Source organism: Thioalkalivibrio sp. ALE17 (genome assembly GCF_000425605.1).
Lineage (GTDB): Bacteria > Pseudomonadota > Gammaproteobacteria > Ectothiorhodospirales > Ectothiorhodospiraceae > Thioalkalivibrio.
In genome coordinates, this window is the sequence record NZ_KE384404.1 from 31,613 (window position 1) to 57,500 (window position 25,888).

Here is a 25,888-nt window from a genome sequence, read left to right on the forward strand (position 1 = left end):
GTGTAGAATGCGTGCCTTCGGGCGCTGATCAAACGTTACAGGAATACAAAGATGGAAGTCATTCTGCTGGAAAAGATCGATAACCTCGGCACCCTGGGTGACCGTGTCAACGTGCGTCCCGGTTTCGCGCGGAACTATCTGCTGCCGCAGGGCAAGGCCACGTTCGCCACCGCCGAGAACATCGCCGAGTTCGAGGCGCGTCGCGCCGAACTGGAGAAGGCCGCCGCCGAGGCCCTCGCCGCCGCCGAGGCGCGCAAGGAAAAGCTGGACGGCACTGTGCTCGAGATCACCGCGAAGGCCGGTGGCGAAGGCAAGCTGTTCGGCTCCATCGGCCCGGCGGACATCGCCGACGCGCTGAGCGCCAAGGGCACCGAAGTCGAGAAGAAGGAAGTGCGCATGCCGGAAGGCCCGCTGCGTACCGCCGGCGAATTCGAGGTCGGGCTGCACCTGCACTCGGACGTGGATGTGGACATTCGCGTCGTTGTGATCGGCGAAGAGTGATCCGTCGGATGTCGGGAGGGTGGCCCCACCGGGTCGCTGATACCCGGCAGGTGGGCGGGTTCGTCGCATGAACTCGCCCATGACCCCGAATCCGCGGGTCCCCCCGCATTCCGAGGAGGCCGAACAGGCAGTCCTCGGAGGCCTGATGCTGGATAACGCCGCCTGGGACCGGGTGGCGGACCGCATTACCGCAGAAGACTTCTATCGCCACGACCACCGCCTGATCTTCCGGGCGGTGTCCACGCTGGCGGATCGCAATGCCCCGTTCGACATGGTCACCGTGTCGGAGCAGCTGGACCGTACCGCGGAGCTGGAATCCGCGGGGGGCATGGCCTATCTCGGCCGCCTGGCAGCGGAAACCCCCAGTGCCGCGAACATCGTGGCCTACGCCGATATCGTCCGCGAGCGCTCCATCCTGCGGTCGCTGATCTCGGTGGGCACCGAGATCGCCGATTCGGCCTATACCCCCGAGGGCCGCGACTCCAAGGAACTGCTGGACGTGGCGGAGCAGAAGGTGTTCCGCATCGCCGAGCAGGGCGCGCGCGGGGCCCAGGGCTTTCGCGGGATGAAGCCGCTGCTGACCGCGGCGGTCGACCAGATCGAGTATCTCTACGAAAGCCAGAACCCGATTACCGGGGTGGCCACCGGCTATCAGGATCTGGATGCCCTGACCTCCGGACTGAACCCGGGCGATCTGGTGATCGTCGCCGGGCGTCCGTCCATGGGCAAGACCTCGTTCGCGATGAACATCGCCGAGTACGTGGCGATGAAGAACTCCGAGCCGGTCGCGATCTTCTCCATGGAGATGCCCGGCGAGCAGCTGGCCATGCGCCTGCTGTCCTCCATGGGCCGGATCAACCAGCAGAAGCTGCGCTCCGGGCGCCTGGAGGACGGCGACTGGCCGCGTCTGACGAGCGCGGTGCAGATGCTCTCCGAGGCGCCCCTGTTCATCGACGACACACCGGCGCTGTCGCCCACCGAACTGCGGGCGCGCACCCGCCGCCTGATGCGCGAACACAAGGGGCTGGGTCTGATCGTCGTCGACTACCTGCAGTTGATGCAGTTTCCCGGCAGTGGCGAGAGCCGGGCCCACGAGATCTCCGAGATCTCGCGCGGGCTGAAGGCCCTGGCGAAGGAACTGAGTGTCCCGATGATCGCGCTGTCGCAGCTCAACCGCTCGCTGGAACAGCGCCCGAACAAGCGCCCGGTGATGTCCGATCTGCGCGAGTCCGGGGCCATCGAGCAGGACGCGGATATCATCGCCTTCGTGTATCGCGACGAGGTCTACAACGACGAGTCGCCGGACAAGGGCACGGCGGAGATCATCATTGCCAAGCAGCGTAACGGCCCCATCGGCACCGTGCGCCTGACCTTCCGCGGGCAGTTCACCCGTTTCGAGAACTACGCCCCCGACGTCTACGGCGAGATCGGCCACGAGGCCTGACCCGGGACGTGAAGCGAGCGGCGACCATCCAGCTCGACCCCGAGGCCCTGCGGCACAACCTGGCCGTGGCGCGACGCCTGGCGCCCGGTGTCCCGATGTGGTCGGTGATCAAGGCCGAGGGCTACGGCCATGGGCTGCTATGGGCCGCCGAGGCCCTGGCGGCGGCCAGCGACGGGCTCGCCGTCTCCCAGGTCGGCGAGGCCCGGGCGCTGCGCGCGGCCGGCTTCGACGGTCCGGTGCTGGTCCTGCAGGGTCCGCACGATGCCAGCGACGCACGCGCCTGTGCCGAGTTCGCCCTGCAGCCGGTCCTGCATGACCCGGCTCAGCTCGATCATCTGGATGCCTCTGGCATCCGCCTCCCCGAGGTCTGGGTCAAGCTGAACACCGGCATGAACCGCCTGGGCTTCGAGCCGCGCCAGGCGGGCGAGGTGGCGATGCGCCTCCAGGCCGCCGGGCACGGGCAGCAGGGGCTGCACTGGATGACACACCTGGCCTGCGCCGACACGCCCGGCCACCCGCAGAATACTCACCAACTGGAATGCTTTGCCGGCGCCGTCGGGGCGTGGCCGGGATACCGCAGCGTGGCTAACTCCGCTGCATTGTTCGCCGGCTGGGGCTCGGGCGGTGAGGGGGCCGCGCCCGGCGACTACTGGGCGCGGCCCGGCATCATGCTCTACGGGGCACACCCGGCCTCCGCGCCGGCGGATCGTCCGCCCGAGGGGCCGGAGGGCGAGCTGCGCCCGGCGATGACGGTGCAGGCCCCGGTCATCGCGACCCAGCAGCTGGAGCCGGGCAGCCGCGTGGGTTATGGCGCCACCTGGACGGCCGATCGACCGGGTCGCGCCGGGATCGTCGCGATGGGCTATGCCGACGGCTATCCGCGGCATGCCCCGTCGGGCACGCCGGTGCGGGTCGGTGACCGGATCTGCCCGCTGATCGGGCGCGTCTCCATGGACATGCTGGCGGTGGATCTGACCGAGGTGCCTGCCGCGCAGGTTGGCGACCAGGTGACACTGTGGGGCGAGGGGCTCCCGGTGGAGCGGGTCGCGCGCGCGGCTGGCACCATCAGCTACGAGCTGTTGACCCGCGTGGCGGATCGCCTGCAGCCGGCGCACTGAGCCCGGTACACTGTGGCATCCCGCAGCCAAGGATGCCCAGATGACCGATTTCGACCCCGCTGATTACGACCCGCAGACTGTAGCCATCCGGCACGGTTACCAGCGTACGCCCGAGGGCGAGCACTCCGAGGCGATCTTCCCGACTTCCAGCTTCGTATTCGGCTCGGCCGCGGAGGCCGCCGCGCGCTTCGGCGGGGAGTCGCCCGGCAACATCTACTCGCGCTTCACCAACCCGACCGTGCGTACCTTCCAGGACCGCCTGGCCGCGCTGGAGGGGGGCGAGGCCTGTGTGGCCACCGCCTCCGGGATGTCGGCGATCCTCGCGACCATGATGGGCCTGCTGAAGGCCGGCGATCACGTGGTCTGCTCGCGTTCGGTGTTCGGCACGACTACGGTGCTTTTCAACAACTACCTCGGCCGTTTCGGTGTCGAGGTGACCTACGTCGAGCTGTCGAACCTCGAGGCCTGGGAGGCCGCCACCCAGCCGAATACCCGGTTGTATTTCTGCGAGACGCCGTCCAACCCGCTGGGCGAGGTGGTGGACATTGCCGCGCTGGCGGAGATCGCGCATCGGCACGACGCCCTGCTCGCGGTGGACAACTGCTTCTGCACGCCGATCCTGCAGCGCCCGCTGGATCTGGGCGCCGACATCATCATCCACTCGGCGACCAAGTTTCTCGACGGCCAGGGCCGCTGTCTGGGCGGCGCGGTGGTCGGCGACGCCGAGCGCGTCGGCAAGGATGTCTACGGCTTCCTGCGCACCGCCGGGCCGACCCTGTCGCCGTTCAACGCCTGGGTGTTCCTGAAGGGGCTGGAGACCCTGGCCCTGCGCATGCGCGCCCACAGCGAGAACGCCCTGGCCCTGGCGCAGTGGCTGCAGGCCCACCCGCAGGTCACGGCCGTGCATTACCCGGGGCTCGAGTCCCACCCGCAGCACGCAATCGCGAAGCGCCAGCAAAGCGGCTTCGGCGGGGTGCTGAGTTTCGAGGTCGCCGGCGGGCGTGAGGCCGCCTGGTCGGTGATTGACGCCACGAAATTCCTGTCGATCACCGCAAATCTGGGCGATACCAAGACCACCATCACCCATCCGGCCACCACTACCCACGGCCGCGTGGACCCGGACAGGCGCGAGGCCCAGGGCATTACCGAGGCCCTGGTGCGGGTCGCCGTGGGGCTGGAGGCGGTCGCCGACATCCAGCGCGACCTGGCCCGCGGGCTCGACGCGCTCTGACGCGGCTCCCGGGTCGACCGCACGGATATGTCCAGACCCGCATCCGGTGATGTCCATCCGAAGCCGCGCCGGCGTCCGCGCTGGCGCGTACTGCTGACGGTCGTTATTGGCTTCCACCTGCTGGGGTTCCTGTCGTCGCTGGATGCGCTGATGTCCACGCGGACGCCGCAGGGCGCGGTGGCCTGGATCGTGTCGCTCAACACCGTTCCCTATGTGGCCGTGCCGGCCTACTGGGTATTCGGCGCCAGCGAGTTTCGCGGCTACGTGGTCGCGCGCCGTGACGAAGACTCCGCTCTGGCGCGGGCCCTGCAGCCGAAGACCGAGGAGCTGTGGTCCCACCAGTACATCGCGCAAGAGCCGAGCAAGCACCTGGACGGGGTGCAGCGGCTGGCCCGCTGGCCGTTTCTCCACGGCAACGAGGTCGAGCTGCTGGTGGATGGCGAGGCGACCTTCGACAGTATCTTCGAGGGGATCGAGCAGGCCGAGCGCTACCTGCTGGTGCAGTTCTATATCGTGCGCGACGACGCGATCGGGCGCGAACTCAAGCGGCGGCTGGTGGAGCGGGCGCAGGACGGGGTCGAGGTCTATTTTCTCTACGACGAGATCGGCAGCTACCGCCTGCCCGGCAGCTATCTCGACGCCCTGCGCGAGGCGGGGGTGCATGTGCAGCACTTTCACTCGACCCGCGGGCGCGGTAATCGCTTCCAGCTGAACTTCCGCAATCACCGCAAGATCGTGGTGGCCGATGGCGAACAGGGTTGGGTCGGCGGACTGAACGTGGGGGATGAGTACCTCGGGCGGGACCCGAAGATCGGCCCCTGGCGCGATACCCACCTGCGCATCGAGGGGCCGTCCGCCCTGGCCCTGCAGTCGGTGTTCCTGGAGGACTGGCACTGGGCGACCGAAGACATCCCGGAGCTGGAATGGAAGCCGGCGATCATGGCGGACGATGGCGTCCCGGTGCTGATCCTGCCCTCCGGCCCGGCGGACGAATTCGAGACCGCCAGCCTGATGATGCAACAGGTTATCCATGCGGCGGATCGGCGTATCTGGATCGCCAGCCCGTACTTCGTGCCGGACGAGGGCGTGCAGGGCATGCTCAAACTGGCCGCGCTCAGTGGCGTCGACGTACGGGTGCTGATCCCCGAGGTCACCGACAACCCGCTGACCACGCATGCGGCCTATGCCTTTCTGGGTCCGCTGCTGGATGCCGGCGTGCGCATCTACCGCTATCAGGAGGGTTTCCTGCACGGCAAGGCCTTCGTGGTGGACGACATGGGCGCGGCGGTGGGGACCGTGAACCTGGACAACCGCTCGTTCCGGCTGAATTTCGAGGTCACCGCGCTGGTGATGGATCCGGCCTTCGCTCGCGAGACGGCGCGCATGTTTGAAGCCGACTTTGCCCGCTCGCGCGAGATGACCCGGCAGGATGTGGACGACCTGCCGCTTTGGCGACGGGTGGCCGCAAGGGCTGCCTATCTGCTGGCGCCGGTGTTGTAGGGAAACACGGATCAACGTACACGCTCGGGCGGCTTGATCTGTGTCACACCGAAAGCCGGAGCGGCTGCTAGACTTGCAGGCAGAATACCTGTTCGAGGCCAGCCCGTGTCGCGAGCCCTGCACCATCTGTTGAACCTGCTGATCGTCGCCGCCCTGCTGCTGGCGCCGATCGCCGGTGCCGGGATGATGCACGGCGATGCCGCGGACAGCATGACTGCGGCGGACCACTGCGCGGGTGAGGGTGCCGGATCGGCGTCGGAGTCCTTGTCTGCAGACTTCGTGATCCCGGCCGAGCCCTCGGCCTGCGAGATGCCCTGTGCGGTCTGTGGCGTCTGCGGGGTCTCGGGTTTGCCTTCACCCGCCGGCACGCCGGTCACGGCGGCCGCGCCCGTTTTCGTTTCCCTTCCCGTCGCCATGGGCCCCGGTACCCCCGCGGCACCGGATCTGCGCCCACCCCTCTGATTCCTCCCTGGCCGGGGTTCCACCCGGCCCCGGGTGATCGCGCATCACCCACGCACTGCGCATTACCGCGCTTTGCGTCTTTCACTCTGTCCCGGGGAGGACTACATCATGATGAATGAACAAGGTTTTGGCTGGATGGGCGGTATGGGTCTTGGCGGGGGCCTGATCGGGCTGCTCGTCCTGGTGCTGCTGATCCTCGGGATCGCCGCCCTGATCAAGTACCTGTTCGGCAATCGCTGAGGAGGCGCGCGATGGCGACGGAAACGAAGCCAGCGGATGCCCGCGAGGCGGTGGTGATCGTCCCCGGCATGGGGTCGGACCACTGCGCGGGGATTGTTCGCACGGCGCTGGAGAAGACCCCGGGTGTGGCCTCGGTGGGGACCAATATTGCCCGCCACCGGGTGACCGTGGGATACGACCCCGAGCAGGTGGGCCCGCAGGGGTTGCGAGCCGCCGTGGAGGGGGCTGGCTACGATGTCGCCCAGGTCGAGGGCGAAACGGGCGCCGCCGGTACGGTGCGTCTGGTGGTACCCGGCATGGGTTCGGACCACTGCGCGGGGATTGTGCGCGGTGCGATCGAGAAGCTGGACGGCATCCAGGCGGTGCGCACCAACATCGGCGATCACCGTGTGACCGTAGAACCCGGTCCCGGCGGCCCCGACGCCGAGGCCCTGCGCGCCGCGGTCGAGGGGGCCGGCTATGACGTGGCGGCGGTGGAGACCGAGGAGGCCGGCAGCGAGGCGGACGACGCCGAGATCGACGCCGCCTACCTGAAGCAGGCCTGGCGCCGGCTGTGGATCGCGATGATCCCGACCATCGCGATCATGGTGCTGATGATGCCGCACATGTTCTGGCAGGAGATCCCCGGCTATCTGCTGATCATCGCCGTGCTGGCGTTCCCGGTGGTGTTCATGGCCGGGGGTGCGGCCACCCACCGTTCGTCCTGGCGCGCGCTGAAAAGCGGCAGTCTGAACATGGACGTGCTGATCTCCATGGGCTCGCTGCCGCCCTATCTGCTGGGGCTGATCGGCTTTGTCTACCCGATGACCTCGTTCATCGAGATGGCCGCGACCATCATGGCCTTCCACATGCTCGGGCGCTACCTGGAGTACCGCGCCAAGGGCGAGGCCTCCTCTGCGATCCGCAAGCTGCTGGATCTGGGCGCGAAGTCGGCCCGGGTGGAACGCGACGGCGAAGAGATCGAGGTGCCGGTGAAATCGCTGCAGGTGGGCGAGGTGATGATCGTGCGCCCGGGCGAGAAGATCCCCACCGATGGCGAGGTGGTTGCCGGCGAGAGCACCGTGGACGAATCCATCGCCACCGGCGAGTCGGTGCCGGTGGACAAGGCTGAGGGCGATACCGTGCTCGGTGCGACCCTGAACCAGCAGGGGCGGCTGAAGGTGCGCGCGACCCGTGTGGGGGCCGACACTTTCCTGTCGCAGGTGATCCGTCTGGTGAACGAGGCGCAGGGTTCGCGGGTGCCGGTGCAGGAGCTGGCGGACAGCATCACCGCGCGGTTCGTGCCGGCGGTGCTGGTGATTGCGCTGGCGGCGTTTGCGGCCTGGCTGGCGTTCTCCGGGGCGCTGCAGCCGATCCTGATCTGGGGCGAGGGGTTTCTGCCGTGGGTGGATTCCGAACGTCCCCCGCTGGTACTGGCGATCCTCGCGGCGATCGCCGTGCTGGTCATCGCCTGCCCCTGCGCGCTGGGGCTGGCCACACCCACCGCCCTGATGGTCGGTTCCGGCATGGGGGCCGAACGCGGCGTCCTGATCCGCTCGGGCTCCGCGATCCAGACGCTGAAGGACATCCGCGTGATCGTGCTCGACAAGACCGGGACCCTCACCCGCGGGCAGCCGGCACTGACCGACGTGGTCGCCGCCGAGGGCTTCGATGACGCTCGTGTGCTGCGCGCGGCCGCGGCCGTGGAGGCTGGTTCTGCGCATCCGCTGGCCGAGGCCATTGTGCAGGGGGCGCGCGACCGGGAGCTGGCGGTCGCCGAGGTCGAACAGTTCCAGTCGCATACCGCGCGCGGGGTGGAGGCCCGCCTCGATGGGGAGCGTGTCCTGGTCGGCAGCCAGCGGCTGCTGGAGGAGCAGGGCCTGGATCCGTCCGGCCTGCTGGAATCGCTGCGGAAGCTTGAAGATGCCGGCAAGACCGCGATGCTGGTGGCCATCGGCGATCGACCGGCCGGCATCGTCGCGGTCGCCGACACCCTCAAGGAAGAGTCGCAGAGCGCCATCGAACAGCTGCATGGCCTGGGCATCCGCTGCGTAATGGTCACCGGCGACAACGAGCGCACCGCGAAGGCCGTGGCCGCGCAGGTCGGGATCGACGAGGTCCGCGCCGGCGTGCTTCCGGAGGGCAAGGTCGAGGCGATCCGCGAACTGCAGGCCGAGTACGGCGACCACGTGGCGATGGTGGGTGACGGCATCAATGATGCCCCGGCCCTGCAGCAGGCAAACGTCGGCATCGCCATCGGCGCCGGCGCGGACGTGGCCATCGAGGCCGCCGACGTGACCCTGGTGCGCGGCGAGCTGACCAAGGTCGTCGAGGCCGTACAGCTCTCGCGCCTGACCTTCCGCAAGATCGTCCAGAACCTGTTCTGGGCCTGGGGCTACAACAGCGCCGCCATCCCCATCGCCGCCGTCGGCCTGCTGCACCCGATGATCGGCGTGATCGCCATGACCGCCAGCTCGCTGTCGGTCATCGGCAACTCCATCCTGCTGCGCCGCAGCATGCCGACTGGCGAGCGTTGAGCGGGTATCCTGTGCCGCATGCAAGCATCGAACCCGAATCCTGAATCCGCGCCGGAGTCCCCGGTCGTTTATCGCGCGGCCGAGGCCGCGTTGCGCGAGCGGGACCCGGAGACCAAGTGCGAGCGGGCGCTGGAGCTCATACGCGGTTGGTGGGCGGGCGAGCTGGAGGCCGGGAGTGCCCCGGCACCGGAACGCATGGAGGTACCGGGGCGGCCCGAACACCCCGTGCTGGTGCACCCGAAGGATCTTCCTCGGCGCGGGCTGCACACCACGGCCGGGCGGGTGGCGCTGGTGCACGCGGTCGCGCATATCGAGTTCAACGCGATCAATCTGGCGCTGGACGCCGTCTATCGCTTTCGCGACATGCCGGCGCCGTTCGTCAGCGACTGGCTGCAGGTGGCGGCCGAGGAGGCGCGCCATTTCCGGCTGTTGCGTGCGCGGCTCAACGAGCTGGGAGCGGACTACGGCGACCTGCCGGCCCACAACGGGCTGTGGGAGGCCGCACTCGCGACCGACCACGACGTGATGATCCGCATGGCCCTGGTGCCGCGGGTGCTGGAGGCGCGCGGGCTGGATGTGACCCCGGGCATGATCGAGCGCCTGACAGCAGCGGGCGATCACGCGACCGTGGCGCTTCTCGAGATCATCCAGCGCGAGGAGGTCGCCCACGTGGCGATCGGCACGCGCTGGTTCCGCGAGTTGGCCCACGCGCGCGGGCTTGATGCCGAGCCGCTCTTCCTCGAGCTGCTGGCCGAGTACATGCCGGGCCGAGTACGCCCGCCCTTCGCCCACGAGGCACGCCGCGCCGCCGGCTTCACCGACTCCGAGATGGCGCAACTGGCGGCCCAGGCCACCACCGAACCGTCGGTATAGCCCCGACCGCCTGCCTCGTGGTGGCTGGTCCTGGTTCGGCCTCGGGTGTTTACGGTGCCTTCGGTCCGCATACTGCCTGGCGCTGACTCGCCAGCGCGCCCCGAGTGACTTCTTTGCTCGTGCAAAGAAGTCACCAAGAAACACGCCCGACTGCCGCGACCCCGGCCCGCTGCGCGGGCCGGGGTTTCCCTCGCTCCGAGGGTTTTCGCGGGCGGCGCTGAACTCGCTGCGCCTGCGGCTCCGCTCAGACATCCAGCGCCTTGTCTCCCGCGAAAACCCTCTCCACTCGGCGCGACGACAACGGGGGGTCAAGGTCAAGACAACGGCCGTCCCGACGGTCGTGCCAGTGGATGAAGGCTAGGTCTTCGCACATCTTGGGCACGCTCGGCCTTCGGCCATAGCGTGCCGCGCCCGCAGCGCGGGCGCCGGGGGCTTTCAGGCGGCAGGGCCGTTGTGGTGCCGTGGGGTTGGAATACCTTCTGTTTTGACCTTCGCCTCCCGTATGGAGCCCCTTGCGGAAGGGTTCTCGGGCCGGGAGAAGGCGCTGGATGTCTGAGCGCAGCCGAAGGCGTAGCGAGTTCAGCGCCGCCGGCCCGAGGCCCGCGAAAACCCTCTCCACTCGGCGCGACGACAACGGGGGGTCAAGGTCAAGACAACGGCCGTCCTAGCAATCGTGCCTGTGGATGAAGGCTGGGTCTTCGGACATCCTGGGCACGCTCGGCCTGCGGCCGTTGCGTGCCGCGCCCGCGTAGCGGGCGCCGGGGGCTTTCGGATGGCAATAACTATTGTTGTGTCGTGGGGCTGGAATACCTTCTGTCTTGACCTCCCCCCCGTATGGAGCCCCTCGCGGAGGGCGTGATGGGCCGGGAGAAGGCGCTGGATGTCTGAGCGGAGCCGAAGGCGCAGCGAGTTCAGCGCCGCCGGCCCAGCACGTCCGGAGCGAGGTTCCCGGGCGAAATCCGGGTGCCCTTCTTTGGGTCCTTTCTTGGGCAAGCAAGAAAGGACCTCGCGGCGCGCTGGCGAGTCAGCGCACGGCAGGTTGCGGACCGAAGGCACCGTAAACACCCGATGCCGAACCAGGGCCAGCCACCACGAGGCAGGCGGCCGGACGAAGGCTCCTAAAAACCAGATGCCGAACCCGGCCCCGCCACAACTGAGCCGGAAACGAAAAAGGCGCCCGGAGGCGCCTTTCGTGAAGCGGAGATAGAGACCGCGTCAGTTGACGGCGTCGAGGTCGGCCGCGAGCGACTCGCGCGTGCCCTCGGCGACGGCGTCCAGCCGGTGGCTGTAGTTCTCGTGCTCCACCCCCACGGCAATGGCCGCACCGGACTTCGCTGCGGAGACCATCTCCGGGGTCAGCTCGAAGCGCAGGAAGTGCACCGAGGAGGTCTTGTCGTCGGTCTCGCGATCGAGGTCCTCGTTCGCAATCGGGTAGACCTTGTCATGGCCCGCGACCTGCACGTAGGTCTTGCGCTCGATGCCAATCAGCTTGGACAACTGCACCTTGCGCTCGTCCACGTCCGGGTACTCGACCATCATGGTCGCCTTCCAGTTGGAACCATCCGGGATCAGCGGGTTGTAGGCGTCGAGCTCGTCCTGGATGCCCTCGGCATCGAAGATCTTCTCGACCCGCAGCATCTCCTGGATCTGGTACTGCATGGTCTTGCGATCCTCGAAATGCAGGGTCACCGCCGGACCCACCTGCACCACACGATCCCGCTTGTGCTGCATCACCTCGCTGCGGAACTGGGGGCGTACCTCGTGGTACTTCTCCAGCGAATACAGGTCTTCACGACTCAGCTTGTCCACACTTGCCTCCATCTGCATCTCGATACCTCCGTCTCGTCGGACAGGTCCGCCAGGACCGGCACCCCTCAGTGATCGTGGTGCCCCGTCTTCGTATAGTCCTTGTCGGACCAGAGGTTGTCTTTCAGTTCGTGGTCGAATACCGGGTTATGGCGCCGGATCCACTCCAGCACCATCGCCGCGTGTTCGATCTCCTCGTCACGGTTGTGCGCGAGGATCGCCTTGAGCTCCTCGTCCTTGCAGCCGTCGATGCGCTGCTGGTACCAGTCCACCGCCTCGAGTTCCTCCATCAGCGAGACGATCGCACGGTGCATTTCGCGCGACTCGTCGCTCAGTTCCTCGACGGGTTCGTGGTAGCTGTCACTGGCCATGTCTTTTCTCCATTCCCGGGCGCGTCTTCCCGCCCGTGTCGCGTCCTGTGGGTCGAGCGCCGCCTACAGACCGTAGGCCTGGCGCAGCAGGGTCAGCGGGTGCTCGGGCGCCTTGTCCTCGCCCTTGCCCTGCAACCCGTTTTCGATCATGTGGCCGGCCATCGGGCAGTCGCTCGAGTAATGATCCGACTCGGCCTTCTGCACGCGGCTGACCACCGGGCGGCAGATCTTGCTGGCCGTTTCATAGAATTCGCTCTTCACGCCATAGGTACCGTCGTGCCCGGAGCAGCGTTCGATGACGTCGATCTCGGTATCCGGCACCAGCTTCAGCAGGTCACGGGTCTTGAGCCCCATATTCTGCACTCGCAGGTGGCAGGCGGCGTGGTAGGCAATCTTGCCGAGCTTTTCGGGGAAGTCGGTGTTGAGCTTGCCGTCCTTGTGCCGCTCCATCAGGTACTCGAACGGGTCGAAGATGCGGTCGCGCACCGCGATCACATCGGCGTCGTCCGGGAACATCAGCGGCAGTTCCTGCTTGAACATCAGCACGCAGGACGGCACCGGGGCGACGATGTCGTAGCCCTGGTCGATCATGCGCTTCATCGCCGGGATGTTGGCGTCCTTGGAGGCCTCCACCGACTTCAGGTCGCCCAGCTCCAGCTTGGGCATGCCGCAGCACTGTTCCTTGTCGACCAGGGTGACTTCGATGCCGTTGTGTTCGAAGACCTTGACCAGGTCCTCGACCAGGTGCGGCTCGTTGTAGTTGCCGTAGCAGGTCGCATAGAGGGCGACCTTGCCCTGGGTGGCGCCGGCAGGCTCGGGGTTGCTGACCCCCTTCGCGGCCTTCGCGAGGCGCGAGCGCCCCTTTTTCGAGTGGTATTCGGGGACCGGGGCATCCGGGTGCACGCCCATGGTCTTGTCGAGCATCTTGCGCACGGCGCCGTTCTTGTTCGCGGCGTTGACCGCGCCGGCGACCACCGGGATACCCGCCAGCTTGCCGACGGTGTCGGTGCTGGACATCAGCTTGTGCGAGGTCTTCGCGCCCTCGTTCTGGAAACGAAAGGCCTTGGCCCGAAGCATCAGGTGCGGGAAGTCCACATTCCATTCGTGCGGGGGCACGTAGGGGCACTTGGTCAGGTAGCACAGATCACACAGATAGCAGTGATCGACGACCTGCCAGTAATCCTTCTTGTCGACCCCGTCGACCTCCAGGGTCTCGGATTCGTCGACCAGGTCGAACAGGGTGGGAAAGGAGTTGCACAGGCTTACGCAGCGACGGCAGCCGTGACAGATATCAAAGACCCGCTCGAGTTCGCTGAACAGCGATTCCTCGTTGTAGAACTCGGGGTTCTTCCAGTCCAGCGGATGACGGGTCGGGGCTTCGAGACTTCCTTCACGTTGGTGCGTCGGCGCAGACATGCATCCCTCCGGTGTCCGTATCAGTACGATGCTTCGGGGGAAACACGGAACAACATGCGGGCCCGGCCGTCAGGCACCGCCCACAGGCTGTTCCGTGTCTCCCGGAAAACGGGGCCGGTAACCGGCCCCGCATACTTCCCAGGCAGGAGACGATCAGTCGTCCAGCTGGTCCAGCGCCTTCTGGAAGCGGTTGGCGTGGGAACGCTCCGCCTTGGCCAGGGTTTCGAACCAGTCGGCGACTTCGTCGAAGCCTTCGTCGCGCGCGGTCTTGGCCATGCCCGGGTACATGTCGGTGTACTCGTGGGTCTCGCCAGCCACGGCGGTCTTCAGGTTCGCGGAGGTGGAACCGAATTCCAGGCCGGTGGCCGGGTCGCCGCAGCTCTCGAGGTATTCGAGGTGGCCGTGGGCGTGGCCGGTTTCGCCTTCCGCGGTGGAACGGAACACGGTGGCCACGTCGTTGTAGCCTTCGACGTCCGCCTTGGAAGCGAAGTACAGGTAACGGCGATTGGCCATCGATTCGCCGGCAAAGGCCTCTTTCAGGGCTTCTTCGGTCTTGCTGCCTTTCAGATCCATGGTGCTCTCCTTCTCTCTATGGGTTCTACACAACCACAGGAATGCCTGTGCAGACGGCGGTTTAGACTGGGTCTAAACTGTACGAAAACTCTAGTCCGCGCCCGGTTCAGTGTCAACCGGAAGCCCGCCGCATCATGGGGGCGTCTGTCCCATAATCAAGGGCGGACCGGCGGTACGTCTTTCCTCGCCGCAGCGGATCGGATACTTTCTCACCTTTTCGACCCGGTGATCCATCATGACCGACCCTTCCAGCGCCGACAGCCCGGCGGAATTCGAAGCCAGCCTGGAAGCCCTGGAGGCCCTGGTTGCCCGGATGGAGTCCGGCGAGCTGGGCCTGGAGCAGTCGCTGGGCGAATTCCAGCGCGGCATGGAACTCGTCAACCGCTGTCAGCGCGCCCTCGACGATGCTCAGCGCCGCATCGAGGCCCTGGCACAAGAAACACCGGCGGACGCCTCTGCCCAGAATGACCACGGCGGGAACACGAACGTTCCCCGGACAGCGGAGCCGAACGACAGCACGGATCCCGATGTCCCGTTCTAGCGAAACGCCGTTGACCGCCATCGATGCCGAACAGGCCCTGTCCCACTACCAGCAGCGCATCGAGGCCGTTCTCGACCGCCACCTGGCCGTAGACGGCGCGCCGGACACGCGCCTGATCGAGGCCATGCGCTACGCCACACTGTCTGGGGGCAAACGCCTGCGCCCGGTACTGGTGTACGCGGCCGGACGGACCACCGCCGCCCCGGACGTGGCCCTGGACGCAATGGCCGCGGCCGTGGAGATGATCCACGTCTACTCCCTGATCCACGACGACCTGCCGGCGATGGACGATGACGACCTGCGTCGTGGCCGCCCCACCTGCCACAAGGCCTTCGACGAGGCCACGGCCATTCTGGCCGGGGACGCCCTGCAGGCGCTGGCCTTCGACGTGCTGACCGGCGGCGTGGCGGAACTGCCCGGGGCGACAGGACTGCACGCCGTGCGCGAACTGGCGGGGGCGGCCGGCCTGCACGGCATGGCCGGCGGTCAGGCGATCGACCTCGGCGCCTGCGGCCAGCCCATCGACCTGCCGGAGCTGGAGCGCATGCACCGGCTCAAGACGGGTGCCCTGATCCGCGCCTCGGTCCGGCTGGGCGCCCTGGCGGGCACACCGGACCCCGAGGCGCTGGGGCGACTGACGCGCTATGCCGAATGCATCGGCCTGGCGTTCCAGATCCGCGACGACGTACTCGACGTCGAGGGCGACCCCGAGGTCCTGGGCAAGGCCTGCGGCGCGGACGCCCGGCTGCACAAGCCCACCTTCCCCTCGCTGCAGGGCCTGGAGGCCTCGCGCGAACGCGCAGTGGCCCTGGTCGACGAGGCCCTCGCCGAGCTGCAACCCTTCGGCCAGGAGGCGGACTTGCTTCGCTTCCTCGCGCGCTACATCGTCGACCGCATGAACTGAACCGGCCCGCACCGATGACCCCAACCCCCTTGCTGGATGCAATCCAATGGCCCGCCGACCTGCGGGAGCGCCCGGCCTCGGAACTCGCCGGGGTCGCCGGCGAGCTGCGCCAGTTCCTGATCGAGAGCGTCTCGCGCACCGGTGGGCACCTGGCCGCCAACCTGGGGACCGTGGAGCTCGCGATCGCGTTGCACTACGCCTTCGACACCCCCGACGACCGCATCGTCTGGGACGTGGGGCATCAGGCCTACGCCCACAAGATCCTGACCGGGCGCCGGGAAGGGATGGCCGGTCTGCGCCAGTATGGCGGCCTGGCCGGCTTCCCCAAGCGCTCGGAGAGTGAATACGACGCCTTCGGGGCCGGCCACTCCAGCACCTCCATCAGTGCCGCGGCCGGCATGGCCCTGGCCGCGAAGCACGCCGGGCTGGACCGCCGCCACGTGGCGGTGATCGGCGACGGCGCGATGACCGCCGGGATGGCCTTCGAGGCGCTCAACCACATCGGCGACCTCGACTGCAATCTGCTGGTCATCCTGAACGACAACGACATGTCGATCTCGCCCAACGTCGGCGCGCTCAATCAGTACTTCACGCGGTTGCTGTCGGGCCCGCTGTACAGCTCGGTACGCGAGGGTTCCAAGCGCATGCTGGAATTCGTCCCGCCGATGAAGGCCTTCGCCCAGCGCGCCGAGGAACACATGAAGGGCATGTTCGTGCCCGGCACCCTGTTCGAGGAGCTGGGTTTTCGCTACTTCGGCCCGGTGGACGGACACGACGTCAACGGTCTGGTCTCGATCCTGAAGAACCTGCGCACCACCCAGGGCCCGCAACTGCTGCATGTGGTCACCCGCAAGGGCCAGGGCTACGCACCGGCCGAGGAAGACCCCTGCCGCTACCACGGCGTGTCCAAGTTCGAGCCGGCCAATGGCCTGGCCCCCGCGGCCCCGAAGGCTCCCACCTACACCGACATCTTCAGCCAGTGGCTGTGCGATCAGGCGGCGGCCGACGAGCGCCTGCTGGGTATTACGCCGGCGATGCGCGAGGGCTCCGGCCTGGTCGCCTTCTCGGAGCAGTTTCCGCAACGCTATTTCGATGTCGGAATCGCCGAACAGCACGCGGTGACCCTGGCCGCCGGCATGGCCTGCGAGGGCCAGAAGCCCGTGGTCGCGATCTATTCGACGTTCCTGCAGCGGGCCATGGACCAGGTGATCCATGATGTCGCCCTGCAGAATCTCCCGGTGCTGTTCGCGGTGGACCGTGCCGGGATCGTGGGCGCCGACGGCCCGACCCATGCCGGCACCTTCGACACCGCACTGCTGCGCACGGTCCCCAACCTGCTGCTGATGGCTCCCGCGAACGAACGGGAGTGCCGCCAGATGCTGTCCACCGGCTACGCCCACGAGGGTCCGGCGGCGGTGCGCTACCCGCGCGGCGGCGGGCCCGGCGAGCTGCCGGACGGTGGCCCCGAAGACCTGGAGACCCTGCCGGTCGGCCGAGCCGAGGTCGTGCGCGAAGGCCGGAGCCTGGCGATCCTCAACTTCGGCACCCTGCTGGACACCGCCCTGGCCGCCGGCGAGGCGCTGGACGCCACCGTGGTGAACATGCGTTTCATCAAGCCGCTGGATACCGACGTGCTCGCGCGACTGGCCGCCAGCCACGACGGCTTCGTGACCCTCGAGGACCACGCCCGTGCCGGAGGCGCCGGCAGCGCGGTGCTGGAATGGCTTTCCGCCGAGGGCCTGACCCTGCCCTGCCAGGTCCTGGGCATCCCGGACGTCTTCACCGAACACGGCTCGCGCGAGCAGATCCTGGCCGACTGCGGTCTCGACACCGCCGGCGTGCTGGCCGCGATTCGCCACGCATCCGGGCAGGAGAATTGCGCGGAAGACGGCGGCCGGCTAGGCTTCGCGGGCTGACACAACCCCGGCCGGCGACGGCCGCTCGCCCGGAAAAGATCATGAGTGCCCGCTACACCCTCCGCGTCCTGACCGACTTTGCCTCCGCGCATACCCTGCGCGATTACCCGGGGCAGTGCGCGAACATGCACGGGCACAACTGGAAGGTGGAGGCCGAGGTCCAGGCCGAGACCCTGGACGACGCCGGCATGGCGGTGGACTTCAAGGTGGTCAAGACCGCAGCGCGCGAGATCGCCGGGCAGCTGGATCATCGCTATCTGAACGATGTCCCGCCGTTCGACACGGTCAACCCGACCGCCGAGAACATCGCGCAGTGGTTCTTCCGCCAGATGGCGGAACGCCTGAACCGCCCGGGCCTGCGCATGCATGCCCTGACCCTGTGGGAGACCGACCGCGCCTGCGTACGCTACAGCGAGGACGGCTGAGCCGACCCATCGGCGCCAGCACAGGCACCGTCATTGCGAGGAGCCGAAGGCGACGCGGCAACCTCCGTCCGAAACCAGCAGATCCCGTCACCGCGCCAGCCACCAGAGAGTGCCGCAGCGCCTGTCACGGCCTCGCAACGACACGGACTCGTATCGTCATCGCGGGGAGCGAAGCGACGTGGCGAACTCCGTCCGGAACCATCTGCTTCCATAGCTGGCTCACCACCAGCCTCCGGAGGTTGCCGCGGCCCCTGCGGGGCCTCGCAATGACGGTGCCCGTTTCCCGCTCCGTTGCCGCCCCCGGGCGTGCCTTACCCACCGTCTACAGATGATTCGAGGCGTAGTCCGCCAGCCGCGAGCGCTCGCCGCGGGTCAGTGTGATATGCCCGCTGTGGGTCCAGTTGCGGAAGCGGTCCACCACGTAGGTCAGGCCGCTTGAGGTCTCGGTCAGGTACGGGGTGTCGATCTGCGCGATGTTGCCCAGCGCCACCACCTTGGTCCCCGGTCCGGCGCGGGTGATCAGGGTCTTCATCTGCTTCGAGGTCAGGTTCTGCGCCTCGTCCAGGATGATGTAGCGATTGAGGAAGGTGCGTCCGCGCATGAAATTCAGCGAGCGGATCTTGATGCGGCTGGTCAGCACGTCGTTGGTCGCCGCACGGCCCCATTCCCCGGCGCCCTCGGACTTGGACAACACCTCCAGGTTGTCCATCAGCGCCCCCATCCAGGGTGTCATCTTCTCTTCCTCGGTCCCGGGCAGGAATCCGATGTCCTCGCCCACCGGGACCGTGACCCGGGTCATGATGATCTCCTTGTAGGTGTTGTCCTCCAGCGTCTGCGCGAGGCCGGCGGCCAGGGTCAGCAGGGTCTTGCCGGTGCCGGCGGCGCCCAGCAGGGAGACGAAATCCACCTCGGGATCCATCAGCAGGTTGAGTGCGTAGTTCTGTTCGCGATTGCGGGCATTGATGCCCCAGACGCTGTGACGCGGGGTCATGTAGTCGTCGACCAGCTCGATCACCGCGGACTCGTTCGGCTGGTCGATCTCCAGCACGATCGCGGATAGCGGGTTCTCCCCCTCGCGGTAGACGAACTGGTTGGGCTGCCACTCGCTAACCAGCGGCCCGGTCACGCGATAGTAGGTACGCCCGGATTCCTGCCAGGAGTCCATCCTGGTGCCGTGCGTCTCCCAGAAATCCGCCGGCAGCTCGGTCATGCCCGAGAACAGCAGGCTGACATCGTCCAGCACCTGGTCGTTGTAATAGTCCTCCGCGTGCAGGCCGATCACCGCGGCCTTGATGCGCAGGTTGATGTCCTTGGATACCAGCGTGACCGGGGTATCGGGGTATTCCGACTTCAGCGCCTGGGCGGTGGCGAGGATGTCGTTGTCGGCCGAGGACCCCGGCAGGGAGGCCGGCAGGCTGGCGTTGAGATTGCGGGTCTGGAAGAATAGGCGGCCGCTGGGTGCGAACGTCGATTCGCTGAGGGAGTCGGCCTGCAGGGGCAGCCCGGCGGCGATCTGTTCGTGCTGCGCGCCGGTGGTGAGTTCGTCGATAAAGCGCGAGACCTGGCGCACGTTGCGCGCGACCTCGGAAACCCCCTTCTTGCCGCGATCCAGCTCCTCGAGCACGACCATGGGCAGGAAGATGTCGTGTTCCTTGAACCGGAACAGCGCCGTGGGGTCGTGCATCAGGACATTGGTGTCCAGGACAAACAGGCGTTTCGGATCCTGGTCGGTCGCGTTCATGGCACCTCCGGAACGGGGGTAGGGTAAGGGGGTCAGCTCCCCGCGAGTTCGCGCAACGCCGCGAGGACCTCGTCCACGTGGCCCGGCACTTTCACCTTGCGCCACTCCTTGCGCAGCACGCCGTCGGCATCGATCAGGAAGGTGGAGCGCTCGATGCCGCGCACCTGCTTGCCATACATGTTTTTCATCTTGATGACATCGAAGGCATTGCACAGCGTCTCGTCGCCATCGCTCAACAAGTCGAACGGCAGTTCCTGCTTGGTGCGGAAGTTCTCGTGGCTCTTCACGCTGTCGCGCGACACACCCAGGATCACGGCGCCGGCCTCCTGGAAGGCATCCAGGCTGGCGGCAAAGTCGCGGCTCTCGTTGGTGCAGCCCGGCGTGTTGTCCTTGGGGTAGAAGTAGAGGACCACGATCCGGCCCTGGAAGTCGGCCGGGCCCAGGGTCTGGTCGCCGGTCGCCGGGACGCGCAGGTCAGCGGGGACGGGTTGGTTGATTGCGATGCTCATCAGGCGTTGCTCCTTGATTCGTGGGTCTCGAAGCGGAAGGCCGCGTGCCCGGCGGCTTCAGGCCTTGATCGGGTCCAGCACGCCATCCACGTTCAGTTCGTCACAGAAATCCATGAATTCGCCGCGGAGACTGGCGAGGTGCTGCCCGGCGGGGATATCCACCACCATGTTGGCCGCGAACATGCGCGCCCCGGTCTGCTGGGCAATGTAGACCCGGGTCTGAACGTCGCGCAGATTGACCCCGCGGCTGGTGAAGAAATCGGCGAGGGCATTCAGCAGGCCCGGCGCATCCAGGGCTACCGCATCCACGGCATACGGCATGGCGGCCTCGGCGCGCTCCTCCAGTGGCCCGCGGCGTGCCACCACCACCAGCCCCATCTCGGCTTCGAGCCGTTCCAGACGCGATTCCAGCGTGCCGAGGGTCTTCCAGTTGCCGCTGGCACTGAGCGCCATGCAGCAGTACCCGCCCACGACCGTGATCCGGCTCGATTCGAGATTGCAGCCGGTATCCACGATCACGCGGGTCACGCTGGAGACCAGACCCGGCTGGTCGGGCCCGATCAGGTTAAGGATCAGGTGGGTATGGGCACCCGTGCCGACCACTTCAGCCATGCGGCACCCGCCGGCGGCGTGCGGGAACGGGGGCGCGCCATTCCCGGGAGGGACTCGGCATGAAAGCGACAACAGGCATGATGGCTCGCAACATACCACCTTGCCCGGGCGGCGCCAACGGCGTCGCGCCGCGCGAAACCGGGCATCGGTGGCATGCCGGCCGCGGGAATCTTGAATGCCTTGTCACCCGCCCGTTAGACTGCACCATTCCCGATGTTGGAGGAGTCGATGTTTCAAGGCAGCATGGTCGCACTGGCGACCCCGATGCACGCGGACGGCAGCCTGGACTGGCCGGCGCTGGATCGGCTCCTGGAATTCCACATCGAGGCCGGCACCGATGCCATTGTCGCGGTCGGCACCACCGGCGAATCCGCGACCCTCGATTTCGACGAACACTGCGAGGCGATTGCCCACACGGTGAAGACCGTGGCCGGGCGCCTCCCGGTGATCGCGGGCACCGGCGCGAACTCCACGCGCGAGGCCATCGCGCTGACCCGTTGCGCGAAGGAAGGTGGCGCGGACGCCTGCCTGCTGGTGTCCCCGTATTACAACAAGCCGACTCAGGAAGGCCTCTACCTGCATCACAAGGCCATCGCCGAGGCCGTCGACATCCCGCAGATCCTGTACAACGTCCCCGGCCGGACCGCGGTGGATCTGCTGCCCGAAACCGTGGAACGCCTGGCCGATATCCCGAACATCATCGGGATCAAGGAGGCCACGGCGAGTAACGAGCGGACCGCCGAACTGGTCGCGCGGGTCGGCAACCGCATGGACCTGTACAGCGGCGATGACGGCAACGGACTCGCCTTCCTGCTGGCGGGTGGCCACGGGATCATCTCGGTCACCGCGAATGTCGCCCCCCGTCTGATGGCGGCCATGTGCCGCGCCGTCCGCGAAGGCCGACCGGACGAGGCGCGCGCGATCAACCGCCAGCTGGACGGCCTGCATTCCGCGCTGTTCCTCGAGGCCAACCCGATTCCGGTCAAGTGGGCACTGCATCGCATGGGACTCATGGAGGACGGTATCCGTCTCCCCCTGACTCCGCTGTCCGAACCCTTCCATGCGCCGGTCCTGGACGCCATGCGCCAGGCCGGCATAGAGGTCTGAACCCCGACATGAAACACTCCGCCCCGCTCCGCCGCCGCGCGACGCGCACCGCCCTTGCCCTGGCCACGAGCCTCGCCATCGCCGGGTGTTCCACCTCGGGCGACCGCCAGAGCGGTCCCCAGTACGAAATGAGCCGGCAGATGGACAATCTCGAAGTCCCGCCGGACCTCATCGCCCCCGACAGCGAGCGCGCCTACCGCATCCCGGATGCGCCGGGCGAGCGCGTCAGCGCCCGCGAGATGCAGCAGGACTCCCAGGCCCGTCAGCAGCAGCGCCAGCCGGCCGACACCACCGCACCGGTGCAGACCGACGCCCGCGTCCTCCCCGAGTCCGCCGAGGTCCAGCTGATGCGCGAAGGCAGCGTCCGCTGGCTCAGCGTCGAGGCGCGCCCGGAGGAACTGTGGGATCGCCTTGCCGCCTTCTGGGACAGCCAGAATCTGCGCCTGGAACGCAACGAACCCCAGGTCGGCATCATGGAGACGGAATGGGCCGAGGACCGTGCCGGCATCCCGCTCCGGGGCAGTCAGAACATCTTCGCGCGGGCCCTTGGGAACGTATACGACGCCAACACCCGGGACAAGTACCGGCTTCGCGTCGAACGCGACAACGGGCACTCCGCGATCTACATATCCCACCGGGGCGCGTCCGAGGAGCCCGAGGGCGAAACCTGGCGCTGGGCCATGCGGCCCTCTGACCCGGAACTGGAAGCCGAGATGCTCAATCGCCTTCGCGTCTTCCTTGCCACCGGCGAAATGCCGGAAGGCAGCGCCCGGGTCGCCGAGACCATCGGGGACCGCCCGACCGAACTGCACCAGACGGAACACGAAGGCCAGCCCGTGCTGGTCATCGGCAGCGCCTTCGACCGGATGTGGACGCAAATGGGGACGCTCCTGGATCGCGCCGGTCTGCTGGTGGACGAGCAGGATCGTGACACCGGGACCTTCGAGGTGACCTATCGCCCCGACGTGGTCGGTGAAGGCGAAAGCGGCGGGTTCTTCAGCCGCATCTTCGGTCGCGGCGGAGACCGTCGCGAGAACGAACGCTACCAGGTCCGCCTGACCGACGTGGGCGACGGCGACCTCCGCATCGAGGCCCGTGATATCGACGGGGAACCCCTCCGGCGTCGCGATGCGGAATTCGTGCTGGAGCGCATCGAACAGCAGATTCTCCGTTAATCCCTCCGGGGTGCCGACGCGATGATCCGCTTCTGTTCCCTCGGCAGCGGCAGCGCCGGAAATGCCCTGGTCGTGGAGATCGGCGCGACCCGTCTCCTTGTCGACTGCGGCTTCTCGGTCCAGGAACTCGAACGTCGCCTGGCCCGGGTCGATCTTGCACCCCGCGACCTGACCGCCGTCCTGATCACCCACGAGCATGCGGACCACATCGGCGCCGCCGGCCCGCTGTCCCGGCGGTACGACCTCACCGTATTCACCAGCCCGGGCACCCGCCTGGCGGCTCGCGACGATGGCTTCGCACACGTCCAGGAGATCCAGGCCGACGCCCCGCTGGACATCGACGACGCCTGGGTCTGCCCCTTCACCGTGCCCCACGACTCGCGCGAGCCCACTCAGTTCGCCCTCTCCGATGGAGACCACCGACTGGTCCTGATGACCGATGCCGGGCATATCTCGCCCCATATGGTCGCGATGGCGAGTGGCGCGGATGCCCTCTTGCTGGAGTGCAACCACGACCCAGCCATGCTCGCCGCCGGGCGTTATCCCGCATCCCTGAAGCGGCGCATTGGCGGGGGCTACGGGCACCTACCCAATCATGCCGCCACCGACCTGCTGCGCAACATTGAGCAGTCCCGCCTCCGGCACGTCATCGGGATGCACCTCTCCACCGACAACAACGATGAGGCGCTTGCCCGAGCGGCCCTCGCAGACGGGCTCGGCTGTACCCCCTCCGACGTCGATATCGCAACCCAGGACCAGGGCTTCGGCTGGCGCACCACCGCACCCGCCTGACACGCGACCTGGCCTGACGCACCCGGGCTGGACTGGCCGAACATCCCTCCCGCGGCATCACGCCCGCAGTCGCCCGACCGCAGGGCCCACTTCCGCATCGACTGAGGACACAGAGCGCTCTTACCCCGCCCAGGCCAGATCGACTACACCGCCCGTATCCGCCGCGCTCAGTCGGCAACCTCTGAACAGACCGCTTTTAGCGCCGCGATTCCCGCAGGAAATAGAGCCCGCCAATAACAAACGCCACCCCGATAATCATTGCCAGCGGTCCGCCGAATCCCGCGCCTTCCCTTGGCGCAATCGGCGTAAACGCCAGCTGGCCGCCGAAAATTGCGTAGAGCCCGATCCCGAGCAGTACAAGCCCTACGATCACCAGCCCACCATCGGTCCTTTTTCCTCGCACAATACCTCCCCGCCTGCTGTGGCCAAGTGCCGCACCCGCCACAACGAGCATCGCGTTACCTTGTATCCAAGCCTGCCTCGAAAGCGCCCATAAAAAAAGCCCGACCCCCATGACTGGGAATCGGGCTTCGGATTAATGCCTGGCGGTGACCTACTCTCACATGGGGAGGCCCCACACTACCATCGGCGCAGAGCAGTTTCACTTCCGAGTTCGGGATGGGATCGGGTGGTTCCTACTCGCTATTGCCGCCAGACAAACTGGGCAGATAACCCGGCTTGTGCCGAGTCGTCTGAATTCGGAATGCATTCTAGGCTTGTGTACTTGGTGATGTGTCAGACGAGACCACCAACACTTTGGGTGTTATATGGTCAAGCCGCACGGGCAATTAGTACTGGTTAGCTACACGCGTTACCGCGCTTCCACACCCAGCCTATCAACGTTGTAGTCTTCAACGGCCCTACAGGGACCTCGAGGGTCCAGGGAGATCTCATCTTCAGGTGGGTTTCCCGCTTAGATGCTTTCAGCGGTTATCCCTTCCGCACTTAGCTACCCGGCAGTGCCACTGGCGTGACAACCGGAACACCAGAGGTGCGTCCATCCCGGTCCTCTCGTACTAAGGACAGATCCTGTCAAATCTCCGACGCCCACGGCAGATAGGGACCGAACTGTCTCACGACGTTCTAAACCCAGCTCGCGTACCACTTTAAATGGCGAACAGCCATACCCTTGGGACCTGCTTCAGCCCCAGGATGTGATGAGCCGACATCGAGGTGCCAAACACTGCCGTCGATATGGACTCTTGGGCAGTATCAGCCTGTTATCCCCGGAGTACCTTTTATCCGTTGAGCGATGGCCCTTCCATACAGAACCACCGGATCACTAAGACCTGCTTTCGCACCTGCTCGACGTGTCTGTCTCGCAGTTAAGCACCCTTATGCCTTTGCACTCGTCGCGCGATTTCCGACCGCGCTGAGGGTACCTTCGCACTCCTCCGTTACTCTTTGGGAGGAGACCGCCCCAGTCAAACTACCCACCACACACGGTCCCCGACCTGGATTACAGGCCTGGGTTAGAACTCCAAACTTGCCAGGGTGGTATTTCAAGGGTGGCTCCACCGAGACTGGCGTCCCGGCTTCAAAGCCTCCCACCTATCCTACACAAACAAGCTCAAAGTTCAGTGTGAAGCTGTAGTAAAGGTTCACGGGGTCTTTCCGTCTAGCCGCGGGTACACAGCATCTTCACTGCGATTTCAATTTCACTGAGTCTCGGGTGGAGACAGCGCCGCCATCGTTACGCCATTCGTGCAGGTCGGAACTTACCCGACAAGGAATTTCGCTACCTTAGGACCGTTATAGTTACGGCCGCCGTTTACCGGGGCTTCGATCAAGGGCTTCGCCGAAGCTAACCCCATCAATTAACCTTCCGGCACCGGGCAGGCGTCACACCCTATACGTCCTCTTTCGAGTTTGCAGAGTGCTGTGTTTTTAATAAACAGTCGCAGCGGCCTGGTCTCTGCGACCTCAGCCAGCTCAGGGAGCAAGTCCCATCACCAGCCGAGGCGTACCTTCTCCCGAAGTTACGGTACCATTTTGCCTAGTTCCTTCACCCGAGTTCTCTCAAGCGCCTTGGGATTCTCACCCTGCCCACCTGTGTCGGTTTGGAGTACGGTCAACTGTTAACTGAAGCTTAGAGGCTTTTCCTGGAAGCAGGGC

The 25,888-nt window shown here is 66.6% G+C and carries 24 protein-coding genes, 2 rRNA genes and 1 pseudogene (1 of these 27 only partly in view); 17 read left to right on the forward strand and 10 right to left on the reverse strand.

The genetic code is table 11. The features are described from left to right. Positions 1 to 51: 51 nt before the first annotated feature. The 10 genes and pseudogenes from rplI to H609_RS14405 all read left to right on the forward strand — a co-directional run bounded on the left by rplI (position 52) and on the right by H609_RS14405 (position 10,441). Entirely contained in the window at positions 52 to 501 is a 450-nt protein-coding gene (gene rplI, locus H609_RS0111080; RefSeq protein WP_018867240.1) for a 50S ribosomal protein L9, read from the forward strand. 79 nt (positions 502 to 580) lie between these two features. Then, the gene (dnaB, locus tag H609_RS0111085; protein WP_018867241.1) at positions 581 to 1,945 is read left to right on the forward strand and encodes a replicative DNA helicase; all 1,365 of its coding nucleotides are present in this window, start codon (positions 581 to 583) and stop codon (positions 1,943 to 1,945) included. 8 nt (positions 1,946 to 1,953) lie between these two features. After that, positions 1,954 to 3,063 carry an alanine racemase gene (gene alr / locus H609_RS0111090; protein ID WP_018878328.1) on the forward strand — a complete coding sequence of 370 codons (1,110 nt, stop codon included), beginning with the start codon at positions 1,954 to 1,956 and terminating at the stop codon, positions 3,061 to 3,063. A gap of 40 nt (positions 3,064 to 3,103) precedes the next feature. Continuing rightward, on the forward strand, positions 3,104 to 4,294 hold the full coding sequence (locus H609_RS0111095) for an O-succinylhomoserine sulfhydrylase (protein WP_018877088.1): 1,191 nt from the start codon (positions 3,104 to 3,106) through the stop codon (positions 4,292 to 4,294). A gap of 27 nt (positions 4,295 to 4,321) precedes the next feature. Next, positions 4,322 to 5,794, forward strand: coding sequence for a cardiolipin synthase (gene cls / locus H609_RS0111100; protein ID WP_018878329.1), 1,473 nt, complete (start codon positions 4,322 to 4,324; stop codon positions 5,792 to 5,794). 105 nt (positions 5,795 to 5,899) lie between these two features. Next, positions 5,900 to 6,256, forward strand: a complete 357-nt coding sequence (locus tag H609_RS0111105) for a hypothetical protein (protein ID WP_018878330.1) — start codon at positions 5,900 to 5,902, stop codon at positions 6,254 to 6,256. 108 nt (positions 6,257 to 6,364) lie between these two features. After that, positions 6,365 to 6,496 carry a hypothetical protein gene (locus H609_RS14335; RefSeq protein WP_017940982.1) on the forward strand — a complete coding sequence of 44 codons (132 nt, stop codon included), beginning with the start codon at positions 6,365 to 6,367 and terminating at the stop codon, positions 6,494 to 6,496. 11 nt (positions 6,497 to 6,507) lie between these two features. Then, positions 6,508 to 9,012 carry a heavy metal translocating P-type ATPase gene (locus H609_RS0111115; RefSeq protein ID WP_028484970.1) on the forward strand — a complete coding sequence of 835 codons (2,505 nt, stop codon included), beginning with the start codon at positions 6,508 to 6,510 and terminating at the stop codon, positions 9,010 to 9,012. Between the two features lie 18 nt (positions 9,013 to 9,030). Continuing rightward, a complete protein-coding gene (locus tag H609_RS0111120; protein WP_038036294.1) occupies positions 9,031 to 9,885 on the forward strand; it encodes a ferritin-like domain-containing protein in 855 nt (284 codons plus the stop codon). 350 nt (positions 9,886 to 10,235) lie between these two features. Further along, a pseudogene (locus H609_RS14405) lies at positions 10,236 to 10,441 on the forward strand (hypothetical protein). Positions 10,442 to 11,100: 659 nt separating this feature from the next. Here the strand turns inward: H609_RS14405 and H609_RS0111125 are convergent. The 4 genes from H609_RS0111125 to H609_RS0111140 all read right to left on the reverse strand — a co-directional run bounded on the left by H609_RS0111125 (position 11,101) and on the right by H609_RS0111140 (position 14,051). Beyond that, a complete protein-coding gene (locus tag H609_RS0111125) occupies positions 11,101 to 11,712 on the reverse strand; it encodes a DUF3501 family protein (protein WP_028484972.1) in 612 nt (203 codons plus the stop codon). A gap of 47 nt (positions 11,713 to 11,759) precedes the next feature. Then, on the reverse strand, positions 11,760 to 12,062 hold the full coding sequence (locus H609_RS0111130; RefSeq protein WP_017940767.1) for an encapsulin-associated ferritin-like protein: 303 nt from the start codon (positions 12,060 to 12,062) through the stop codon (positions 11,760 to 11,762). Positions 12,063 to 12,125: 63 nt separating this feature from the next. After that, positions 12,126 to 13,478, reverse strand: a complete 1,353-nt coding sequence (locus H609_RS0111135) for a heterodisulfide reductase-related iron-sulfur binding cluster (protein ID WP_018865802.1) — start codon at positions 13,476 to 13,478, stop codon at positions 12,126 to 12,128. A 153-nt stretch (positions 13,479 to 13,631) separates the two neighbouring features. Then, positions 13,632 to 14,051, reverse strand: a complete 420-nt coding sequence (locus H609_RS0111140) for a rubrerythrin family protein (RefSeq protein ID WP_017940769.1) — start codon at positions 14,049 to 14,051, stop codon at positions 13,632 to 13,634. 235 nt (positions 14,052 to 14,286) lie between these two features. Between H609_RS0111140 and H609_RS0111145 the strand changes: the two genes are divergently transcribed. The 4 genes from H609_RS0111145 to queD are packed head-to-tail and all read left to right on the forward strand — an operon-like array spanning position 14,287 to position 17,837. Beyond that, positions 14,287 to 14,592, forward strand: coding sequence for an exodeoxyribonuclease VII small subunit (locus H609_RS0111145; protein WP_017940770.1), 306 nt, complete (start codon positions 14,287 to 14,289; stop codon positions 14,590 to 14,592). Between the two features lie 10 nt (positions 14,593 to 14,602). Beyond that, positions 14,603 to 15,496 (forward strand): (2E,6E)-farnesyl diphosphate synthase, encoded by an 894-nt coding sequence (gene ispA / locus H609_RS0111150; RefSeq protein ID WP_018877307.1) that lies wholly within the window; start codon positions 14,603 to 14,605, stop codon positions 15,494 to 15,496. 14 nt (positions 15,497 to 15,510) lie between these two features. After that, a complete protein-coding gene (gene dxs / locus H609_RS0111155) occupies positions 15,511 to 17,412 on the forward strand; it encodes a 1-deoxy-D-xylulose-5-phosphate synthase (protein ID WP_028484973.1) in 1,902 nt (633 codons plus the stop codon). Positions 17,413 to 17,453: 41 nt separating this feature from the next. Further along, positions 17,454 to 17,837 (forward strand): 6-carboxytetrahydropterin synthase QueD, encoded by a 384-nt coding sequence (gene queD / locus H609_RS0111160; protein WP_018865805.1) that lies wholly within the window; start codon positions 17,454 to 17,456, stop codon positions 17,835 to 17,837. 322 nt (positions 17,838 to 18,159) lie between these two features. Here queD and H609_RS0111165 read toward each other — a convergent pair whose 3' ends face one another. From H609_RS0111165 to H609_RS0111175, 3 genes are read right to left on the reverse strand one after another with little or no spacing between them, the layout of a single operon-like run. Continuing rightward, on the reverse strand, positions 18,160 to 19,578 hold the full coding sequence (locus H609_RS0111165; RefSeq protein WP_018876072.1) for a PhoH family protein: 1,419 nt from the start codon (positions 19,576 to 19,578) through the stop codon (positions 18,160 to 18,162). Positions 19,579 to 19,610: 32 nt separating this feature from the next. Beyond that, positions 19,611 to 20,087 (reverse strand): peroxiredoxin, encoded by a 477-nt coding sequence (locus tag H609_RS0111170; protein ID WP_028484974.1) that lies wholly within the window; start codon positions 20,085 to 20,087, stop codon positions 19,611 to 19,613. Positions 20,088 to 20,144: 57 nt separating this feature from the next. Beyond that, on the reverse strand, positions 20,145 to 20,699 hold the full coding sequence (locus tag H609_RS0111175; RefSeq protein WP_018865808.1) for a glycine cleavage system protein R: 555 nt from the start codon (positions 20,697 to 20,699) through the stop codon (positions 20,145 to 20,147). 228 nt (positions 20,700 to 20,927) lie between these two features. Between H609_RS0111175 and dapA the strand changes: the two genes are divergently transcribed. The 3 genes from dapA to H609_RS0111190 are packed head-to-tail and all read left to right on the forward strand — an operon-like array spanning position 20,928 to position 23,773. Continuing rightward, entirely contained in the window at positions 20,928 to 21,806 is an 879-nt protein-coding gene (gene dapA, locus H609_RS0111180) for a 4-hydroxy-tetrahydrodipicolinate synthase (protein WP_018877304.1), read from the forward strand. An 8-nt stretch (positions 21,807 to 21,814) separates the two neighbouring features. Further along, positions 21,815 to 22,981, forward strand: a complete 1,167-nt coding sequence (gene bamC, locus H609_RS0111185; protein ID WP_028484975.1) for an outer membrane protein assembly factor BamC — start codon at positions 21,815 to 21,817, stop codon at positions 22,979 to 22,981. 21 nt (positions 22,982 to 23,002) lie between these two features. After that, entirely contained in the window at positions 23,003 to 23,773 is a 771-nt protein-coding gene (locus H609_RS0111190) for an MBL fold metallo-hydrolase (protein ID WP_028484976.1), read from the forward strand. Between the two features lie 196 nt (positions 23,774 to 23,969). On the opposite strand, the gene H609_RS0111195 is transcribed toward H609_RS0111190, so the two are convergent. From H609_RS0111195 to H609_RS0111205, 3 genes are all read right to left on the reverse strand, one after another. Beyond that, the gene (locus tag H609_RS0111195) at positions 23,970 to 24,176 is read right to left on the reverse strand and encodes a hypothetical protein (protein ID WP_026279164.1); all 207 of its coding nucleotides are present in this window, start codon (positions 24,174 to 24,176) and stop codon (positions 23,970 to 23,972) included. Between the two features lie 137 nt (positions 24,177 to 24,313). Next, positions 24,314 to 24,429, reverse strand: a 5S ribosomal RNA gene (rrf, locus tag H609_RS0111200). 111 nt (positions 24,430 to 24,540) lie between these two features. Then, a 23S ribosomal RNA gene (locus H609_RS0111205) occupies positions 24,541 to 25,888 on the reverse strand (it continues 1,531 nt past the right edge of the window).

Bases quoted from the DNA above. Each gene is read 5' to 3' on its own strand.
- rplI (WP_018867240.1), top strand. From the start codon at position 52: ATGGAAGTCATTCTGCTGGAAAAGATCGATAACCTCGGCACCCTGGGT.
- dnaB (WP_018867241.1), top strand. From the start codon at position 581: ATGACCCCGAATCCGCGGGTCCCCCCGCATTCCGAGGAGGCCGAACAG.
- H609_RS0111095 (WP_018877088.1), top strand. From the start codon at position 3,104: ATGACCGATTTCGACCCCGCTGATTACGACCCGCAGACTGTAGCCATC.
- cls (WP_018878329.1), top strand. From the start codon at position 4,322: ATGTCCAGACCCGCATCCGGTGATGTCCATCCGAAGCCGCGCCGGCGT.
- H609_RS14335 (WP_017940982.1), top strand. From the start codon at position 6,365: ATGATGAATGAACAAGGTTTTGGCTGGATGGGCGGTATGGGTCTTGGC.
- H609_RS0111115 (WP_028484970.1), top strand. From the start codon at position 6,508: ATGGCGACGGAAACGAAGCCAGCGGATGCCCGCGAGGCGGTGGTGATC.
- H609_RS0111120 (WP_038036294.1), top strand. From the start codon at position 9,031: ATGCAAGCATCGAACCCGAATCCTGAATCCGCGCCGGAGTCCCCGGTC.
- H609_RS0111125 (WP_028484972.1), bottom strand. From the start codon at position 11,712: ATGCAGATGGAGGCAAGTGTGGACAAGCTGAGTCGTGAAGACCTGTAT.
- H609_RS0111130 (WP_017940767.1), bottom strand. From the start codon at position 12,062: ATGGCCAGTGACAGCTACCACGAACCCGTCGAGGAACTGAGCGACGAG.
- H609_RS0111135 (WP_018865802.1), bottom strand. From the start codon at position 13,478: ATGTCTGCGCCGACGCACCAACGTGAAGGAAGTCTCGAAGCCCCGACC.
- H609_RS0111140 (WP_017940769.1), bottom strand. From the start codon at position 14,051: ATGGATCTGAAAGGCAGCAAGACCGAAGAAGCCCTGAAAGAGGCCTTT.
- H609_RS0111145 (WP_017940770.1), top strand. From the start codon at position 14,287: ATGACCGACCCTTCCAGCGCCGACAGCCCGGCGGAATTCGAAGCCAGC.
- dxs (WP_028484973.1), top strand. From the start codon at position 15,511: ATGACCCCAACCCCCTTGCTGGATGCAATCCAATGGCCCGCCGACCTG.
- queD (WP_018865805.1), top strand. From the start codon at position 17,454: ATGAGTGCCCGCTACACCCTCCGCGTCCTGACCGACTTTGCCTCCGCG.
- H609_RS0111165 (WP_018876072.1), bottom strand. From the start codon at position 19,578: ATGAACGCGACCGACCAGGATCCGAAACGCCTGTTTGTCCTGGACACC.
- H609_RS0111170 (WP_028484974.1), bottom strand. From the start codon at position 20,087: ATGAGCATCGCAATCAACCAACCCGTCCCCGCTGACCTGCGCGTCCCG.
- H609_RS0111175 (WP_018865808.1), bottom strand. From the start codon at position 20,699: ATGGCTGAAGTGGTCGGCACGGGTGCCCATACCCACCTGATCCTTAAC.
- dapA (WP_018877304.1), top strand. From the start codon at position 20,928: ATGTTTCAAGGCAGCATGGTCGCACTGGCGACCCCGATGCACGCGGAC.
- bamC (WP_028484975.1), top strand. From the start codon at position 21,815: ATGAAACACTCCGCCCCGCTCCGCCGCCGCGCGACGCGCACCGCCCTT.
- H609_RS0111190 (WP_028484976.1), top strand. From the start codon at position 23,003: ATGATCCGCTTCTGTTCCCTCGGCAGCGGCAGCGCCGGAAATGCCCTG.